The organism is Microbacterium sp., assembly GCF_035277845.1.
Classification (GTDB): domain Bacteria; phylum Actinomycetota; class Actinomycetes; order Actinomycetales; family Microbacteriaceae; genus Microbacterium.
This window is the reverse complement of sequence record NZ_DATEJS010000330.1, coordinates 1-17,096: the sequence shown is the minus strand read 5'-3', so window position 1 is coordinate 17,096 and position 17,096 is coordinate 1. Positions and strand designations below refer to the sequence as shown.

Annotated in this window: 17 protein-coding genes; 6 read left to right on the top strand and 11 right to left on the bottom strand. The window is 70.2% G+C overall.

What is annotated here, in order from left to right; all coding sequences use genetic code 11:
• The 4 genes from VJR25_RS14610 to VJR25_RS14595 all read right to left on the bottom strand — a co-directional run.
• Positions 1-224: hypothetical protein (locus VJR25_RS14610; protein ID WP_324116285.1), on the bottom strand; the 224-nt coding region annotated here is incomplete at its 3' end.
• A gap of 52 nt (positions 225-276) precedes the next feature.
• Positions 277-948 carry a DUF1028 domain-containing protein gene (locus tag VJR25_RS14605; RefSeq protein WP_324116283.1) on the bottom strand — a complete coding sequence of 224 codons (672 nt, stop codon included), beginning with the start codon at positions 946-948 and terminating at the stop codon, positions 277-279.
• Positions 945-1,373, bottom strand: a complete 429-nt coding sequence (locus VJR25_RS14600; protein WP_324116281.1) for a RidA family protein — start codon at positions 1,371-1,373, stop codon at positions 945-947. The genes VJR25_RS14605 and VJR25_RS14600 overlap by 4 nt, the downstream gene beginning before the upstream one ends.
• Positions 1,370-2,665, bottom strand: coding sequence for an NAD(P)/FAD-dependent oxidoreductase (locus VJR25_RS14595; protein WP_324116279.1), 1,296 nt, complete (start codon positions 2,663-2,665; stop codon positions 1,370-1,372). The genes VJR25_RS14600 and VJR25_RS14595 overlap by 4 nt, the downstream gene beginning before the upstream one ends.
• A 114-nt stretch (positions 2,666-2,779) precedes the next feature.
• Here VJR25_RS14595 and VJR25_RS14590 point away from each other — a divergent pair, with 114 nt between their 5' ends.
• Positions 2,780-3,706 (top strand): LysR family transcriptional regulator, encoded by a 927-nt coding sequence (locus VJR25_RS14590; RefSeq protein ID WP_324116277.1) that lies wholly within the window; start codon positions 2,780-2,782, stop codon positions 3,704-3,706.
• A 123-nt stretch (positions 3,707-3,829) separates the two neighbouring features.
• Here VJR25_RS14590 and VJR25_RS14585 read toward each other — a convergent pair whose 3' ends face one another.
• Positions 3,830-5,773, bottom strand: a complete 1,944-nt coding sequence (locus VJR25_RS14585; protein WP_324116275.1) for a primary-amine oxidase — start codon at positions 5,771-5,773, stop codon at positions 3,830-3,832.
• Between the two features lie 30 nt (positions 5,774-5,803).
• Complete coding sequence (locus tag VJR25_RS14580) at positions 5,804-7,318, bottom strand: APC family permease (protein ID WP_324116273.1); 1,515 nt, start codon at positions 7,316-7,318, stop codon at positions 5,804-5,806.
• Between the two features lie 274 nt (positions 7,319-7,592).
• On the opposite strand from VJR25_RS14580, the gene VJR25_RS14575 reads away from it, so the two are divergent.
• Entirely contained in the window at positions 7,593-8,903 is a 1,311-nt protein-coding gene (locus tag VJR25_RS14575; protein WP_324116270.1) for an HNH endonuclease signature motif containing protein, read from the top strand.
• A gap of 15 nt (positions 8,904-8,918) precedes the next feature.
• On the opposite strand, the gene VJR25_RS14570 is transcribed toward VJR25_RS14575, so the two are convergent.
• Both VJR25_RS14570 and VJR25_RS14565 read right to left on the bottom strand, forming a co-directional pair.
• Positions 8,919-10,634, bottom strand: a complete 1,716-nt coding sequence (locus tag VJR25_RS14570; protein ID WP_324116268.1) for an aminotransferase class V-fold PLP-dependent enzyme — start codon at positions 10,632-10,634, stop codon at positions 8,919-8,921.
• Positions 10,635-10,688: 54 nt separating this feature from the next.
• A complete protein-coding gene (locus tag VJR25_RS14565) occupies positions 10,689-11,645 on the bottom strand; it encodes a glycerophosphodiester phosphodiesterase family protein (RefSeq protein WP_324116265.1) in 957 nt (318 codons plus the stop codon).
• A gap of 214 nt (positions 11,646-11,859) precedes the next feature.
• Between VJR25_RS14565 and VJR25_RS14560 the strand changes: the two genes are divergently transcribed.
• Together VJR25_RS14560 and VJR25_RS14555 are read left to right on the top strand one after the other, a co-directional pair.
• Complete coding sequence (locus tag VJR25_RS14560) at positions 11,860-12,528, top strand: MIP/aquaporin family protein (protein WP_324116263.1); 669 nt, start codon at positions 11,860-11,862, stop codon at positions 12,526-12,528.
• Between the two features lie 187 nt (positions 12,529-12,715).
• Complete coding sequence (locus VJR25_RS14555; protein WP_324116261.1) at positions 12,716-13,654, top strand: Bax inhibitor-1/YccA family protein; 939 nt, start codon at positions 12,716-12,718, stop codon at positions 13,652-13,654.
• A 64-nt stretch (positions 13,655-13,718) separates the two neighbouring features.
• Here VJR25_RS14555 and VJR25_RS14550 read toward each other — a convergent pair whose 3' ends face one another.
• Positions 13,719-14,081, bottom strand: coding sequence for a helix-turn-helix transcriptional regulator (locus tag VJR25_RS14550; protein WP_324116260.1), 363 nt, complete (start codon positions 14,079-14,081; stop codon positions 13,719-13,721).
• 74 nt (positions 14,082-14,155) lie between these two features.
• On the opposite strand from VJR25_RS14550, the gene ligD reads away from it, so the two are divergent.
• Entirely contained in the window at positions 14,156-15,388 is a 1,233-nt protein-coding gene (gene ligD / locus VJR25_RS14545) for a non-homologous end-joining DNA ligase (protein WP_324116258.1), read from the top strand.
• A 16-nt stretch (positions 15,389-15,404) separates the two neighbouring features.
• On the opposite strand, the gene VJR25_RS14540 is transcribed toward ligD, so the two are convergent.
• Positions 15,405-15,935: a TetR/AcrR family transcriptional regulator gene (locus VJR25_RS14540; RefSeq protein WP_324116256.1), complete on the bottom strand. Its 531-nt coding sequence runs from the start codon at positions 15,933-15,935 to the stop codon at positions 15,405-15,407.
• 60 nt (positions 15,936-15,995) lie between these two features.
• On the opposite strand from VJR25_RS14540, the gene VJR25_RS14535 reads away from it, so the two are divergent.
• Positions 15,996-16,712 (top strand): MBL fold metallo-hydrolase, encoded by a 717-nt coding sequence (locus VJR25_RS14535; RefSeq protein ID WP_324116254.1) that lies wholly within the window; start codon positions 15,996-15,998, stop codon positions 16,710-16,712.
• A gap of 144 nt (positions 16,713-16,856) precedes the next feature.
• Here VJR25_RS14535 and VJR25_RS14530 read toward each other — a convergent pair.
• Positions 16,857-17,096: ClpP family protease (locus VJR25_RS14530; protein ID WP_324116252.1), on the bottom strand; the 240-nt coding region annotated here is incomplete at its 5' end.

Below are 17,096 nucleotides of genomic sequence, written 5' to 3'. Positions count from 1 at the left end.
CCGAGCTCAGGGTCGGCATGGAGCTCGTTCGAGAGAGTCACCAGTTCGTCGGCCACGTCGGCCAGGCCATCCGCGACCCTCGTCTTGAGCACCTCCCGGTCGTTGAGCACGCCCCGGTCGTTGAGCGAGAGGAGCGAGTCGAAACGCGCATCGGTTCGCGACGGGAATCCCGTTTCGTCTCGGTCGCTGGCGCTCCCTCGCGGGGCGACCGGGGGCGTGAGCACCCGTCGGTCGTCGAGCGAGCGGAGCGAGTCGAAACGCCCACCCGTTGTCTGCTCACTCATCGCCGGGGACTCCGTACGACGGCGCGGCGGAGGGGTCGATGCCGCGCGTGACGTAGTCGTCGCGCTGCGGCAGCCACAGCTCCAGCAGGTCGCCGAGCTCGGCGATCGGGTCGCCCTCCGTCCAGTCGACGCGCAGGTCGGTGACGCGCCAGCCGGCATCCCGCACGACCGAGAGCCCGGCCGAGTGCACCGGGCCGGCTTCGCCGCCGGCGTCCCGCGCCGCGTTCATCGCGGCGAGCAGGCGCACCTCGAGGTCGCCGGATGCCGCGGCGAAGGCGTCGACCATCAGCTGAGGGATGGCCGCGGAGGCCAGCATGTTGCCGCCGGTCACCACCCCGGCACCGGAGGCGTCGCCGAAGATGCCGAGCGCGCGCGGGCCCGAGTAGGCGGCCGTGCGGCCGGCGTCGTCCACCACGAGGATCTGCCGGAACTCGATGTTCGCGGTGGCATCCACCACGGCCTGCAGCGCCTCGTCCGCGGGCAGGCCGGCGTGCAGCCGGTCGAGCACGGCAGGGCCGAGCCGCGGGTCGGTGATGTTCTGCGAGTTGACGGCGCCGGTGTCGTCGGCCAGGTGCACGCAGCGCGCGGCGACGGCCGGCGACGACGAGCAGATCGCCGAGCCGAACGCGCCGGACTCGTCGCGCGCGACGATCGAGAACGTCACCTGCTCGCCTCCGGGGTCGAGATGACCGCGGTGGCGTCGATCTCGACCAGCCACTCCGGCCGGGCGAGCGCGCTCACCACGATGCCGGTCGACACCGGGAACACGCCCTTCAGCCAGCGACCCATCACCTGGTAGACGGTCTCGCGGTAGCGCGGGTCGATGATGTACACGACGACCTTGACGATGTCCTCGAGCGACGAGCCCGCCTCCTCGAGCAGCATCGCGATGTTGGCCATCGCCTTCTCGGCCTGCGCCTCGACGTCGCCGATGCCGACCGACTCGCGGCTCTCGAGGTCCTGCCCGATCTGACCGCGCAGGTACACGACACCGCCCGCCACGACGGCCTGGCACAGGTCATTGTCGAGGTTCTGCTCCGGGTAGGTCTGCTTGGTGTTGAACGGGCGGATGCGGGTGTGGTTGGTCATCGGGCTGCTCCAGAGACGACGAGGGCGGGTTCATGGATGGTCGGGTGGGCGGCGTCGTACGCGAGGTAGCCGCGCTGGATCGCGATCTGGTCGGCGAGGTACTTGGCGTCGTGCCACACGCCCCAGATGAAGCTCGATCCGCGGCGCGACTGCCAAGGCAGGCCGAGGAAGTACACGCCCGGCTCGGCCGAGACGCCGCGCTGGTGGCGGGGACGGCCGCGCTCGTCGAACGTGTCCACCTCGAGCCAGCCGTAGTCCGCGCCGAATCCGACGGCCCAGACGATGGTGGTGACGCCCACGGCGGCGAGGTCGAGTTGCAGGATCGGGTCGGTGACGCACTCCGGGTCCGCGCCGAGCACATGCGCCTCGGGCTCCTCCGGCAGGTCCAGTCCGTTGCGCTCGACGAAGGCGTCGGCCTCCTGCAGCAGGCCGAGGTAGTTCGCGTCGCCGGCGGCGATGTTCCGCGCCAGGTCGGGGGCGAAGCGCATGACGCCGTCCTCGTAGGCGCCGGCGCGGCCGAGCAGCGTGATGCCGGATGCCGCGAGCCGGCGGAAGTCCACGGTGCGCCCGCCGTTCGCCCCCGAGACCGCGATGGTCACGTGCTCCGCTCCGGCGGCGGGAGTGGCGGCATCCCACTTGCCGAGGACGCCGAGCCAGTAGCAGAAGTCGCGGCCGCGGTAGCTGCGCGGGGGCCGGTCGTGCGGGCCGACGGCGAGGTACACGTCGCGGCCGGAGGCGCGCAGCTCGTCGGCGATCTGCACGCCCGACGAGCCGGCGCCGACGACGAGCACGCCGCCCTGCGGCAGCTGTCCGGGGCGGTGGTACGCGCTCGAGTGGATCTGGTGGATGCCGGCATCCGCGGGCACGACGGCCGGGACGATCGGCGTCTGGAACGGGCCGGTCGCCGCGACGACGTAGCGCGCGTCGATGGCGCCGTCGCTCGTCTCGGCGCGGAATCCGGGGCGGCCCTCGTTCTTGCGCACCCGCGTCACCTCGACGCCGGTGCGGATGGGCGCGTCGAACTTCGCCGCGTAGGCGGCGAGGTATTCGGCGACCTGCTCCTTGCCCGCGAAGGCGTCGGCGTCGATGTCGAACTCCATGCCCGGGAACCGGTCGTGCCAGGCCGGGCCGTTCGCCACCAGCGAGTCCCAGCGCCAGGAGCGCCACCGCTCCGCGATCCGGTCGCGTTCCACCACGATGTGGGGCACTCCCCCGCGCGTCAGATGCTCGCTCATCGCGATGCCGGCCTGGCCGCCGCCGACGACCAGCACCTCCGTCTGTTCGCTCGACATCCGTACCTCCATGTATCCGTCGAAATCCTTCACTTCGATCGTTCCGGCTCCGACTGCATCTGTACAGTTCACAAACTCGACGTGCTGCATCAATTCAGTTGATACGATCTGCTCATGGCACGTCTCGGTCGCCCCGACATGACCCTCGTCCAGCTGCGGTACTTCGTCGCGGCGGCGACGCGGCGGTCGATGACCGAGGCATCCCTCGACCTGCACGTCGCGCAGTCGGCCGTCTCCACCGCGATCGCGCAGCTGGAGCGGTCGCTCGGCGTGCAGCTGTTCGTGCGTCAGCGCAGCAAGGGCCTGGCGCTGACGGATGCCGGCGAGCAGCTGCTGCGCGACACCCAGTCGCTGCTCGCGCAGGTCGACGAGATGACGGATGCCGTGCGCGGCCAGCACCACGACGTGCGCGGAACGCTGCGGCTCGCCTGCTTCACCACGATCGCGCCGTTCGTGCTGCCCCGGCTCATCCAGCGCGTCGAGCAGGAGCATCCGGACCTGCGCGTCGAGATCATCGAGGCCGACATCGACGGCACCGTCGAGCTGCTGCTGAACGGCTCCGTCGAGGGGGCGATCGCGTACGATTTCGGCCGCGTGCACGACCTCGCCTTCGAGCCGCTGTACGCGGCGCCGCCGCACGTCATCCTGGCCGCCGGGCATCCGCTCGCGCGCCGCAAGCGCCTGAGGCTCGCCGAGCTCGCGGGGCAGGACCTCGTGCTGCTCGATCTGCCGCACTCGCGCGACTACTTCCTCGGGATGCTGCGGGATGCCGGCGTCGACCCGCAGATCCGGTACAGCTCCCGCAGTTACGAGACGGTGCGCTCGCTGGTGGCGCACGGCCACGGGTACTCCGTGCTCAACCACATCCCCCAGTCGCCGCGCACCTACGACGGCGGGGAGCTGCGTGCCATCGCCATCCACGACGACGTCCCGCCGCTCGACGTGTGCTTCGTCCGCGTCAAGGACGTGCGCCCCACGGCCCGCGCCCGCGTGATCGCGACCCTCGCCCGCGAGCTCTTCGGCACCCCCACGGCCCCCTGACCCCCACCCCTCTCCCGCGAACCCTCACCGAAATACGCGAACCCTCAGCGAAATACGGCGCTGGGGCGTAATTCGGTGAGGGTTCGCGTAATCGGATCAGGGTTCGCGGCGGGGTGCCTCAGGTCAGCAGTGGCACTCGCCGCCCTCGGCGCAGTGGCCCTTCACGGGCGCCGGCACGTCGAGCGCGGGGTTCTGGTCGAAGAAGCCGGTGGGCTTCAGCGTGAACCCGGTGTAGTCGACCGGCATGATGGGCCAGTCCTCAGTGCGCGGGAAGTGCGTCAGGCCGAAGCTGTGCCACAGCACGATGTCCTCGCCGTCGATCGCGCGGTCGGCCTTCACGAACTCGGGCAGGCCGGGGCTGCCGACGCTCTGGTTCACGAAGTCGCCGGCCGGGAAGCGCTCGTCCTCGTCGAACCTGGTCACCCACAGGTGCTCGGTCGCGAAGGCGGCACGCCGCGCGATCGACGAGTCGTCCGCCATCGCGAGGGTCGGCTGCCCCTCGGGGAACAGCGTGTACGCGACGTTCTCGCCGACGATGTTGGTCTTCTCGGTGTTGACGATCTCCCACACGCGGCCGACGCTCCCGTCCGCACGACGGCGTCCCTCGGCCTCCGAGCCGAGCACGCGGCGCGACCGCGTGAACGCGTTGCCGTGCGGGTTGCCCGGGCCTGTGGGCACGCGCTGCAGGTCGAGCTCGTGCACTGCGTTGCTCGACCCGTCCACAGCCATGTCCAGCCGCGCGCAGAACAGGTGCTGGTGGTACGGCGCGCCGAGGCCCGGAGCGATGCGCGAGGCGTACGGGTAGTCGCCCTCGGGGTAGCGAGCGGTGAACACGATGCCCGTGGCCTTGGCCTCGAACTGGATGGTGCCGTCGAGGTACAGGTACCAGTAGAAGCCGTAGTCGTAGTTGCCGACCGTGGTGAAGAAGCTCACCACGAGGCGGCGCTGCCGGCGGGTGGAGGCGTGGTTCGCCCACTCGTCGGTGTGCTTCCAGAGCAGGCCGAAGTCCTCTTCGTGGATGCAGATGGCCTGCCTGATCTCACGCGGGTTGCCGAAGTCGTCGGCGACGACCGGCGACAGGTACGTGATGTCGCCGAGGCAGTCGCACCCGAGCTCGAGCGAGTTGGCGTCACGGCCGACCAGGTACTCGCCGGTGTCGAAGTAGTTCTGCCACGAGCGGTACGGGGCGGGATCGCCGTAGGGCACGACCATCTCGGCGATGGATGCCCGGTCGATCACCGACCGGCGGGTGCCGTGGTCGTCGAACCCGATCCGGCTGAGCACGAGGCCCTCGCGGGCGTCGAAGCCGACGTGCAGGTCCCACTTCTGCCAGCGGAGCACGTTGCCGTCGAGCGTGAAGCTCGGGCCGTCGGGCTGCGTGATGACGATGGGCTTCAGGTCGGTGCGGAGCGGCCCGGACACCTCGGGATCCTCGAAGTTGTCGTTGCCCATCGGGATGGCGACCGGACCGTCGTCGATGATGCGCACCACGCGGCGCTCGATCATGTCGACGAACGCGACGAGCTGGTCGACCGGGTGGCCCCAGGCGTAGTCGGACTCGTCGCGCTGCACGAACGCGAGTCCGCGCAGCAGCCGCTTGCCCTCCTCGCCGTCGTAGTCGAAGATGCCGGCGGACAGCGGCGCGACCCGCACCTCGTCGGGGGCGAGGCCGCGGGATGCCAGTGCGGCGACCCATCCGGCATCCTGCGCGAGGATGTCCTCGATCGCCGCGAACTCCTCGATCAGCACGGGCGCCTGGCCGGTGAGGGCCGGGTCGACCGAGACGGCGCGGACGGTCTCGCCCACGGTGAGGTCGACGTCGAGGTCGGTGGTCTCGCCGGTGGCCGTGTCGAGCAGGATGACGCGGGCCTGCCGGTTCGGGCGGGCTGCGGCATCCCGGAGCGCCGCCTTGGCCGGCTCCTTGAGGCTCAGGTACGCGACGCGCACGGTGTCGGCGAGGCGCCCTTCGGCGACCAGGTGGTCGCGCACGGCGGTGATCTCCGCGGCGCTCAGGGGGTCGAGCGGGTGCGTCGTGCGCACGGTCGGGGTGGCGAGCAGCTCGGTCACGATGATGTTTCTCCAGTGGTGTTTCAGGTGTCAGTCGCCGACCATGGCGGTGAGTTCTGCGGCGTCCAGTTCGCCGGGGCGGTCGTTTGCGCGGTTGCGTTCCCAGAGGTATCCGACGAGGGCCAGCACGGCGATCACGATGAGGGTGCCGACGGTGAACAGCTCGAAGGTGCCGCGGTCGACGCCCCAGATGTCGTGGAAGCCGTAGTCGATGCCGAGGACGTGCTCGATGGTGCCGGGGAAGACGGCGACCCAGGATCCGAGCACGACCCACGCGTAGATGATCACGGTGCAGACCCACAGGCCGGCTTTGCCGCCGGGGACGCGGAACGGGCGGGGGACGTCGGGATACTTGCGGCGCAGAGTGACGATCGCAGGGAAGATCACGAGGTACGACAGCAGCAGGGTCGAGATCGCGACGGTGAGCACGACGGTGAACACGGCGCTGGTGGATCCGTTGAGCAGCATGGTCGCGGCGATGCAGAACACGGTCGCGACGATGCCGGAGAGCAGGTTCATCCGCACCGGGGTGCCCAGCCGCGGGGAGAACTTTCCGAAGTAGCGGAAGAACGCGCCGTCGGCGGCGGCCGCGGCCTGCACCCGGTCGGACGCGATCATCCACGCGGACGCCTGGGTGAGCACGACGAAGATGAACAGGGCCGCGGCGATCCACATCAGCGGTCCGGCCGCGGGGCCGTAGACCTTGAAGACCTCTTTGAACGCGTCCAGCAGCCCGGATGCACCCTGCACCTTGCTGGCCGGCAGCACCGCGAGGATCGCGAAGATCGGCACCAGGTAGCACAGGATCGAGATGATCCCGGAGGATGCCACCGCCTTCGGGACGTCCTTCTGCGGGTTGCGCATCTCCTCCGCCGCCCCGTTCGGGGCCTCGAACCCGACGACCGCGAACAGGATGACCGGGGTCACCGCGAGGAACCCGCCCATCGTCGGGGAGAACTCCCCGGCCGCGTACCCGTGCACGCCGTAGCGGGCCGCGTACACGGCCACGGTGACGACGAAGATCGCCAGCAGCGCGACCTTCACGATGCCGCCCGCGGCGACCACGTACTTGCCGTACTGCAGACCGATGATCGCGGTGAGGATCGCCAGCCAGATGAACACGATCTTGAACACGTAGTCGCCCACGCTGCCGGACGGGAGCGGGGAGATGTAGGTGTCCCACGTCAGCGCCGCGATGAACACCAGCGACCCACCCATCCACAGCGGATTGGTCACCCAGTAGAACATCGTCGAGATCGCGGCCGCGAGCTTCCCGTACGCCAGCCGCACCCACACGAACGGGCCGCCCTCGCCGTGGAACGTGGATCCCAGCTCCGCGACGACCAGCGCGTAGGGGAACAGGAACGTGATGCCGATCACCAGCGTCCACGTGAACGCCTGCGCGCCACCGCCCGCCGCGATCTGCGCGACCGTGTCGATCGAGATGATCGCCGCGACCGACAGCAGGATGATGTCGATCCGCCCCAGCGTCTTGCGGAAGTGCTGGGTGCGGATGTCGGATGTCTCGAGTTCGGGTGCGCTCATGGGGGACTCCTCTGTCCGTGGCTTCGGCGTCGAGTCAACCGCAGGAACGTGGCATCGCGCCAATACATGTCACCGACCCACTGAATCAACCCAAGTGATTCACTCCCCCGCTCGTTGAGCGAGGAGCGAAGCGACGAGACGAAACGCAGAGCCTCCCACAGGCCACAATCAGTTCGATAGCTCGGCGCCCTTTAGATGCACTAGACATCCATCTAAGGCTCAGATTTCTGCCATTTTCTCTTGTGTTTTCGAATATCTAAACTATACTTGACCTATGGACGAGGAGTGGACGGGCGATGAGATCCCGTTCTCGGAGTACCTCCGGGAGGAGGCGTACCACCCCGCGCCCGACCCGCTCGATCCCATTCTCGATGTCGACGGCATGCTGTCCTCGATGGAGGCGCATCGCCTGCATCAGATCGACTGCTACCGCCTCGCCGCCCATACGCGGGCCGCACAGACCGGGCACACCAGCCCCGACCTCGTCGAGCGATCCGTGCGGCTCGAGCTGGCCGCAGCGATGCGCACCACCGAGCACGAGGCGGCAGAACTGATGGTCCGCGGGCAGGCGCTCGTGCACCGGTACCCGTCGGCACTCGATTCACTCGGGCGCGGACGGATGACGCGGAAGCACGCCGAGCTGCTCGTCTCCCTCCTCGATGCGGTCGATGTCGAGCTGGTTCCCGACCTGGTGCAGCCCGCCGTGGCCCTGGCCGAGGCGGAGCCGGTGGGGGTGTTCCGGCGGAAGCTTCGAGAGCTCATCGAGCGGGTGCAGGCGCCGACCATCGTGGAACGTCACGAGGCCGCCGTCACGAAGCGCCGCGTCCTGTACGAGCCCGACGTCGACGGTATGGCGTGGCTGAGCCTGTACGGCCCCGCCGTGGAGCTGAAGGCCGGATACGACCGGATCACGCGCATGGGCAAGGCGATCCTCCATGCCCCGGACGGCGACGGCGATACGTCGACGGCGCCGGACGGGCGCACCCTCGATCAGATCCGCGCGGATGTGCTCGGCGATCTCCTCGTCGAGGGCGTGGTCGCGAGTCACCCGGATGGGGCACGCGGCATCCGCGCCGAAGTCGTCGTCACCGTGCCCGCGCTCTCGCTGCTCGATGACGAATGCGCCGCGAAGGCCGAGCCGGCGCGGGTGGAGGGCGTCGGCCCGATCCCGATCGGCAGAGCCCGCGAACTGTGCGGCAACTCCGGGAACTGGATGCGGATCCTCACCCACCCCGAGACGGGGATGGTCGTCTCGGTCGGACGCGACAGCTACCGACCGCCGAGGGCGATCCGGCGCCTGGTGAGATGGCGAGCCGGCAGATGCCTCGCCCCCGGATGCGGCCAGTCGGCCGACAGGTGCCACATCGATCACAACGTCGACTGGGCGCTCGGCGGTGAGACCGAGGTCACCAACCTCAATCCCCTCTGCGTCGGCCACCACGTGGTCAAACACGGCACCGAGTGGGAGGTGCGGCAGCTCGCCGGCGGGGTCATGCAGTGGACGAGCCCGAACGGACGCGTGTACCTGGTCGAACCCGAACGACGCCTACCGGCCTTCACCGTCGACGAGCCCGCGCCCTTCTGAACCCGGACCCGCGTCTCACCTCCCTGCGTTCGCGGGGTGACCGGGGTCGAGCGAGGCCGCAGGCAGGTCGAGCGAGGCCGCAGGCAGGTCGAACCAGCGCAGGTGCTCGAAGTCGGCATCCAGCTGCGCGACCTCGTCCGGACCGGGTTCCGGCAGCTCTTCCAGCATCGTCCGTGCCGCATCGAGGTATCCGCCGAGCGCTTCCTCCCCGGCCCTCTCCTCGCGGTGCGGATGCTCCAGTCCGCCGCTCGGCCCGAACCGCACGTCGCCGAGACGCAGCGGCGGCTCCACGAGTCCGCCCTCGTGCCGCCACAGCGCGGTCATCGGGTCGAACCGGTAGTGCGGCACGAGCCGGTATCCGAGGTCGGCGATCAGCGCCACGGCATCCAGGATGTACTGGAACACGACATCGCTCAGGAAGTAGTTGAAGCTCACGCGCACCCAGCCGGGCTTGATTCCTTCGCAGCCGAGCACGATCTCCCGTTCGAACTCGTGCGAGCGCTCGAGGTCGATCCCGAGCAGCCGGTGCCCGTACGGGCCGGCGCACGAGCATCCGCCGCGGGACTGGATGCCGAACAGGTCGTTGAGCATCGCCACGATGACGTTGTGGTGCAGATAGCGCCCGCTCGGCGCGGTGATCACGAACGACAGGATCGACAGGCGCTCCGCCGACGGGCTGCCGAGCACCTGGATCGCGGGGTGCTCGCTCCACGCCGCCCGGGCCCGGCGCAGGAACCGCGTCTCGCTCTCGCGGATCGTCTCGACGCCGACGTGGTCCTTCAGCGCGAACACGAGCCCGGCGCGGACCGACTCGATGATCGCGGGCGTGCCCGCCTCCTCCCGGCGCACCGGGTCGTCGAGGTAGCGGTGGTGTTCGGGGTTCACGTAGGCGACGGTGCCGCCGCCCACCTGCTCCGGCACGCTGTTGCCGAGCAGCCGCCGGTGGACCGCGAGCACGCCCGGGGTGCCGGGACCGCCGATGAACTTGTGCGGCGAGAGGAAGACGGCATCCATCCCCGTGCCCGCGATGTCGATGTCCACGTACGGCCCTGCGGCCGCGAAGTCCCAGAACGCGAGGGCGTCGTGCTCATGCAGCAGGGCCGTGATCCGCCGGGTGTCGGAGAGGATGCCGGTCACGTTGCTCGCCGCGCTGAACGACCCGATCCTGAGCGGCCGGTCCGCGTACCGCTCGAGCTCCTCGGTCAGCAGGTCCTCGGAGATGTGTCCGGCGGCGTCCTCGGGGATCGTCACGACGTCGGCGATCGACTCGCGCCATGGCAGCTCGTTGCTGTGGTGCTCGTACGGTCCGACGAACACGACCGGCCGGCGCGACTCCGGGATGCGCTCCAGGAGCCCGAACTCCCGGTCGAGGTCGGCGGGGATCCTCAGCCCCAGGATGCCCACCAGCTTGTTGATCGCGCCGGTCGCCCCGTTGCCGGCGAACAGCACGACAGTGTCGTCGGTGCCGTGCAGCGAGCGGTGGATGAGGGCGCGGGCATCCTCGCGCAGGCGAGTCGTCTGCAGCCCGGTGCCGCTGGATTCGGAGTGCGTGTTCGCATAGCGCGGCAGCACCTCGTCGCGCACGAAGTCCTCGATGAACGTCAGGGCCCGGCCGGACGCCGTGTAGTCCGCGTACGTCACCCGCCGCGGCCCGAACGGCCCGTGCATCACCTGGTCGTCACCGATGACGGATGCCCGGATCTTCCCCAGAATCGGAGCCTCACTGCCCATGCACCCGACGGTAATCCCACGCGAGTCCGCCCGAAAGCCCTGGTCGTGACAGGCTCAGCCGAACACGTCCCGCCCGAGATCGGGGTGATCGACGAACACGGCGTCCACCCCCGTGTCGCGGATCGCGGCCCACTCGCCGGGGTAGTCGCCGAAGGCGGCGGCATCCGCCCCACGGCGGAAGCGGGGGTCGAGGAAGGCGTTCTCGGGCCGGAGGGTCCACGTGAACACGCGCATCCCGCGGGCGTGCGCGCGTTCGACGAGTCCCCGCCCGCCGGCCCGCAGCAGGGTCTCCTTCGCGACGCTGATGCCGCCGATCCCCTGCCCCGCGAGGCGGTCGAGCCCGGCATCCGTCGTCGCCTCGTCGTACGGCATGCCGGTGTCGGGGGCGGAGCCGGATGCCTCGAGCAGCGCGACGTACTCCGCCGGGATGCCGCGCGCCTGCAGCGCGCCGAGCACCGTGGTCTCGAACGACTCGATCACGAGCGGGCGTCTGCCGTCGGCCCAGCCGGCCGCGTGCAACTCGGCGTCCAGCAGTTCGGCCAGGTCGAAGCCGGCCGCCGCGAGGTAGGTCGGATGCTTCACCTCGATGACCGGCACGACAGGGCGGTCGGCGGCATCCAGCAGCGCGAGCAGGTCGCGCAGACGCAGGATCGGCTGCTGCCCGTCGTACCGCGCCGACTGCGGGCGCAGCCGCGGGATGCGCTCGCGCGCGGTCAGGGTCGCGAGCTCCTCCCACGCGAAGTCCTCGCAGAACCAGCCGGTGAGCCGGGCGCCGTCCACGGTGCGGGTGGCGCGCCGGTCTGCGAACTCGGGGCGGGATGCCACATCCGTGGTCTCGCTCAGCTCGACGTCATGGCGCACGACGAGCACGCCGTCACGACTGACGACGACATCGGGCTCGACGGCATCCGCGCCCTGCTGGATGGCGAGGTCGTAAGAGGACCGGGTGTGCTCGGGGCGGAATCCGGGCGCACCACGGTGTCCGATGATAAGAGGTCGAGCGCGTGACACGCCGACAGAGTACCTGTCGTCATATGCAGGAATCTTTCAGAATGGAATGGCGGCGACGGCGCCGATCGGGGATGATGAGAGGAGGACTCCTGTATCCGGCCGGCGACGAATGCCCTGGATCAACAGGAGTTTTCTTTCGTGGTCTTGCCGTCGCAAGACACGATCACCTACGCACTCCCTTCATCGGGGAGTCAGAGATTGAGGAACACAGCTCATGACTGGTCTCGCACGCACCGCGCTCGCTGAGGCGATCGCGACATTTCTGTTCGTCTTCGCGATCATCGCGGCCGTCAACAGCGGCAGCCCGCTGACCCCCGTCGCCATCGGCTTCGCCCTGATGGTGCTGGTGTACGCCACCGGCCACATCTCCGGCGCACACCTGAACCCGGCCGTCTCCGTGGGCGCCTTCATCCGCGGTGCGCTCGACCTGCCCGGCCTCATCGGCTACATCGTCGCCCAGTTCGTCGGCGCGGCCGTGGCCGGTCTGCTGAGCTTCGCCCTCTGGCCCGTCGGCAAGCCGATGTCCATCCAGATCGGCCCGGCCTTCCTCGTCGAGACGCTATGGACCCTGGTGCTGGTGTACGTCGTGCTGAACGTCGCGACCTCGAAGGACCACCCGAACAACCACTTCTACGGCCTCGCGATCGGCTCCACCGTGCTCGTGGGCGCCATCGCCGTGGGCGGCGTCTCGGGCGGCGGCTTCAACCCGGCCGTGGCCCTCGGCCTGTCGATCACCGGCCACTTCGCGTGGAGCGCGATCTGGCTGTACGTGCTCGCACCGGTCGTCGGCGGCATCATCGCCGCCCTGCTGTTCCGCCTGCTCAACGCGGACGACAAGATCGCCACGGTGAACGAGGGCGAGACGGCCGAGACCGCCGAGTAGCCCATCGCAGCGAAGGGGGCCCGGGCATCCGTCCGGGCCCCCTTCCGCGTGTTCGCGGCATACGGCCCGGGGGTATCGACGCGACCCACATGCGTCTCACAGAACCCACCTGACGAACCGCCGATGGCAGCGGGTATCGTGAAGTAACAGCACCTCGCTGTGACATGACATACGGAGTGTGATCGCTATGGCGGCCAACCCCGCCTTCAACAACCCCGCCTTCCGGGAGCAGCCGGCGGGTCGCGCCCAGGCAGCGCCGCAGACGGGCTCCGCGCAGCCCGGTCAGCCCCAGTACGGCCAGTACGCGCCCGGCCAGCCGGTCGACGCGCAGCAGCAGGCCGCCGTCAACGCGCACTTCGAGGGCGCGTACGCCGCCCCCGAGGCCGGTGCCCTGCAGACGGGCCGCATGACCGTCGAGGACACCGTCTACAAGACGATCGCCCTCTTCGCCGTGCTGCTGGTCACCGCGGTCGTCGGCTGGGTGTGGTCGGCGTCCACCGTCACCGTCTCGGCCAACGGCCAGACCACCAGCCCGAGCGTCCTGCCGTGGATCATCGGTGCGCTGGGCGGCTTCATCCTCGCGATGGTGGTCATCTTCACCTCGCGCACCAAGGTGCGCCCGGCCCTCATCTTCGCCTACGCGGCGTTCGAGGGACTGTTCGTCGGGTCGATCTCGCTGTTCTTCGAGTTCCTCTACCCGGGCATCGTGCTGCAGGCGTCCCTCGCGACGCTCGCCGTCGTCGGCGTCACGCTCGCCCTGTTCGCCAGCGGCAAGGTGCGCGCCTCCAAGCGCGCCACCAAGATCTGGATGATCGCGATGATCGGCTACCTGGTCTTCTCGCTGCTGAACGTGGTGCTGATGCTCACCGGCGTCCTGCCGCAGTCCGCGATGTTCGGCATGTGGAGCGTCAAGGTCGCCGGCATCCCGCTCGGACTCATCATCGGCGTGCTCGTCGTGCTCATGGCGGCGTACTCGCTGGTGCAGGACTTCGACTTCATCCAGCAGGGCGTGCGCAACCGCGCTCCGCGCGAGTTCGGCTGGATGGGCGGCTTCGGCATCATGGTCACCGTGGTGTGGCTGTACCTCGAGATCCTGCGGATCATCGGCATCGCCCGATCCAATTGACCTGAGACAGCGAACGGCCGCCCGGACACTCGTCCGGGCGGCCGTTCCGCATGTCGCGGGCGTGTCAGGCGGCGCGCAGCACCGCGCCGGATGCCGGCGGCGCGAGGCGTCCCGCGACGGCGAGCGTGAGATCGAGCAGCGACAGCTCGTAGGCTCCGGCGATCGCGGCGACCATCTCGCTGGAGGGCTCCTTGCGCCCGCGCTCCACCTCGGACAGGTACTGCATCGACACGCCGGAGCGCCGTGCGACGTCCGCGAGGCGATCGCCCCGGGCCTGCCGGATGCCGCGTAAGACCTCCCCGACCGTCTCGCGCCACAGCGGCTCGACCGCCGGCGCTGCCTGGTGCCCGGGTTCGGCGTCGCCCGCGGACTGCGGCGCGTGCGCGACGGCGCGAGCGCGCTTCGGGAACGGGATGATCTCGGCCATGGCCTCACGATAAGCACGCGGACTCACGCGCGCACCCTGTTCCGCCGAGAGCAGAACGGCGTAGCGTGAGGCAGATGGCGGGGGCATCCGAGACGCACATCGAGGTGGACGGGCACGAGGTGCGCGTGTCGCACCCGGACAAGGTGGTGTTCCCCGAGCCGGGGCTGACCAAGCTCGACGTGGTGCGCTACTACGTGAGCGTCGCCGACGGGGCCCTGCGCGGCGCAGGCGGACGGCCGATGGTGCTCAAGCGCTTCGTGAAGGGCATCGACGCCGAGCCGTTCTTCCAGAAGCGGGTGCCGGAGAACCATCCCGACTACATCGGCACGGCCACGCTGCAGTACGCGCGCGGCACCTCTGCGGAAGAGGCGGTGGTGCGGGATGCGGCGGGCCTCGCCTGGGTGGCGAACCTCGGCTGCCTCGACCTCAACCCGCATCCGGTGCGCGCCGAGGACCTCGACCACCCGGACGAACTGCGCGTCGACCTCGACCCGATGCCCGGCGTCGACTGGAACCAGATCGTCGACACCGCGTTCGTCGCCCGCGAGGTGCTCGACGACCACGGGCTCGTGGGGTGGCCGAAGACGAGCGGCTCGCGCGGCATCCACATCCTGGTGCGGATCGCACCGGAGTGGGACTTCCGCGCGGTGCGGCTCGCCGCCGAGACGCTCGCCCGCGAGGTCGAGAACCGGGCGCCCGGCCTCGCCACCGCCCGGTGGTGGAAGGAGGAGCGCGGCGAGAGCGTGTTCGTCGACTTCAACCAGAACGCGAAGGACCGCACGGTCGCGTCGGCGTACTCGATCCGGGCGCTGCCGGATGCCCGGGTGTCGATGCCGCTGTCGTGGGATGCGCTGCGCACCGCGCGGCCCGAGGAGTTCACGGCGGTCACCGTGCCGGCGCTCTTCGCGGAGCACGGCGACGCGCACGCCGGGATCGACGACGCCGTCGGGCGCCTGGATGCCCTGCTGCAGCTGGCGAAGGATCTCGGCCCGGCCGAGAAGCCGCCGCGCGGCGGCTCGGCCGACGGCCGCCGGGCATCCACCATGCCGCTCATCGAGGTCGCCCGCACCAAGACGAAGCCCGAGGCGCAGGAGGCTCTCGAGGTGTGGCGCTCATCGCATCCGGATGCCGCTGCGCTGCTGCATCCGGCGGACGTGCTGGTCGACGGCATGCGCGGCTCGAGCTCGCTCTGGTACCGCGTGCGCGTGAACCTGCAGCACGTGCCCGAGGCCGATCGTCCTCCGCAGGAGGAGCTGATCGCGGACTACGACCCCTGGGCGGGGCGCACCTGGCCTGCCGGCCGGTGACCCGGCGCCCCCTCGCTCACCGGCCGGGGTCGATGGCGGCGATGATCCGCTCGAGTCCGTACTCGAACGCCTGGTCGATGTCGCCGCCCATCCGGAACGCTCCGGCGAGCTCCATGCTGACGAACCCGGTCGCCCACGCGGTGAGGAGGCGCGCGGCATCCAGCGCGTGCTCGCCGCCGACCGCCTCACGGGCCGCCTGCAGCACGGGCTGCACGGCCAGCCCCATCCGGTCCGCGGCGGCGTCCCCGGCGAACAGCAGCCGGAACCCTTCCGGGTGTTCGTGCGCGAACTCGCGGTAGGCGCGGCCGAGGGCGGCGAGCGAGGATCCGGATGCCGCGAACCGCGCGGTCAGGTCGTCGGCAGTGGCTTCGGCCACCAGAGCGAGGAGCGCATCCCGGTCGCGCACCCGCTTGTACAGGGACGGCGCCCGCACGCCGACGCGCGCGGCGACAGCCTGCATCGTGACGGCGGCGGGACCGCCCGCCTCCAGAAGCTCGCGGGCGGCGGCGACGATCGCGGCGAGCGAGGTGCGTTCCGGCGTCGGCATCCTGATCTCCTTCACGATGGCTATTGACATAAGCCATCATAGCTACCTATCGTAGCCATTATGGAACTCGGACCCCACCTCCGCCGCATCGGCAACGACATCGTCGCCGCCTACCTGATCGTCACCGACGACGGCATCACCGTCGTCGACGCCGGACTCCCCGGGCAGTGGAACGACCTGCTCGCCGAACTCGAAGCCATCGGCCGCCCCCTCTCCGACATCCGCGGGCTCGTCGTCACGCACGGCGACTCCGACCACATCGGCTTCGCCGAGCGGCTGCGCCGCGAAGCCGGCGTGCCGGTGTACGTGCACGCGGCCGACGCCGACCGCGCCCGCGGCGGCGAGAAGCCCAAGACGGCCTGGAGCGGCATGAAGCTCGGCGCCACGCTCGGCTTCCTCGCCTACGGCATGCGCAAGGGCGCCATGAAGACGCCGCCGATCACCGAGCTCACCGAGGTGCACGACGGCGACGAGCTCGACCTGCCCGGCGCGCCGCGCGTGATCGGGATGCCCGGACACTCGCCGGGAAGCGTCGCGATCTACTCGAAGGCGGCCGACGCGGTGTTCGTCGGCGACGCGCTGACCACGCGCAATGTGCTCACCGGCGCCGGCGGGGCAGCCCCCGCCCCGTTCACCGACGATCCCGCCGCCGCGCTGGCGTCGCTGGACCGGATCGCGGGGCTGGATGCCGCGTGGGTGCTGCCCGGTCACGGCACCCCCTGGCACGGTTCCCCGGCCTCCATCGTCGAGGCGGTGCGCGCCGCGTCCGGTCGCTGAGCGAGCGAAGCGAGCCGAAACGCCCCCGGTCGTTGAGCGAGCAAAGCGAGCCGAAACGCCCCCGGTCGTTGAGCGAGCGAAGCGAGCCGAAACGCGGATCCTCGACGGGATAGGCGTTTCGTCTCGGTCGCTGCGCTCCCTCGCTCAACGACCGGGGGGGGCGGCCTCGCGCTCGAGCACGCGGTCGGCGAGGCCGTAGGCGACGGCATCCGCGGCCGTGAACACGCGGTCGCGGTCGGTGTCGGCGCGCAGGCGCGCGGCATCCTGACCCGTGTGCCGCGCCAGCAGCAGCTCGACCTCGCCGCGCACGCGCACCAGCTCGTCGGCCTGCAGGATCAGATCCGGCACCGCCCCGCGCCCCTGCCCGGCGGGCTGGTGCAGCAC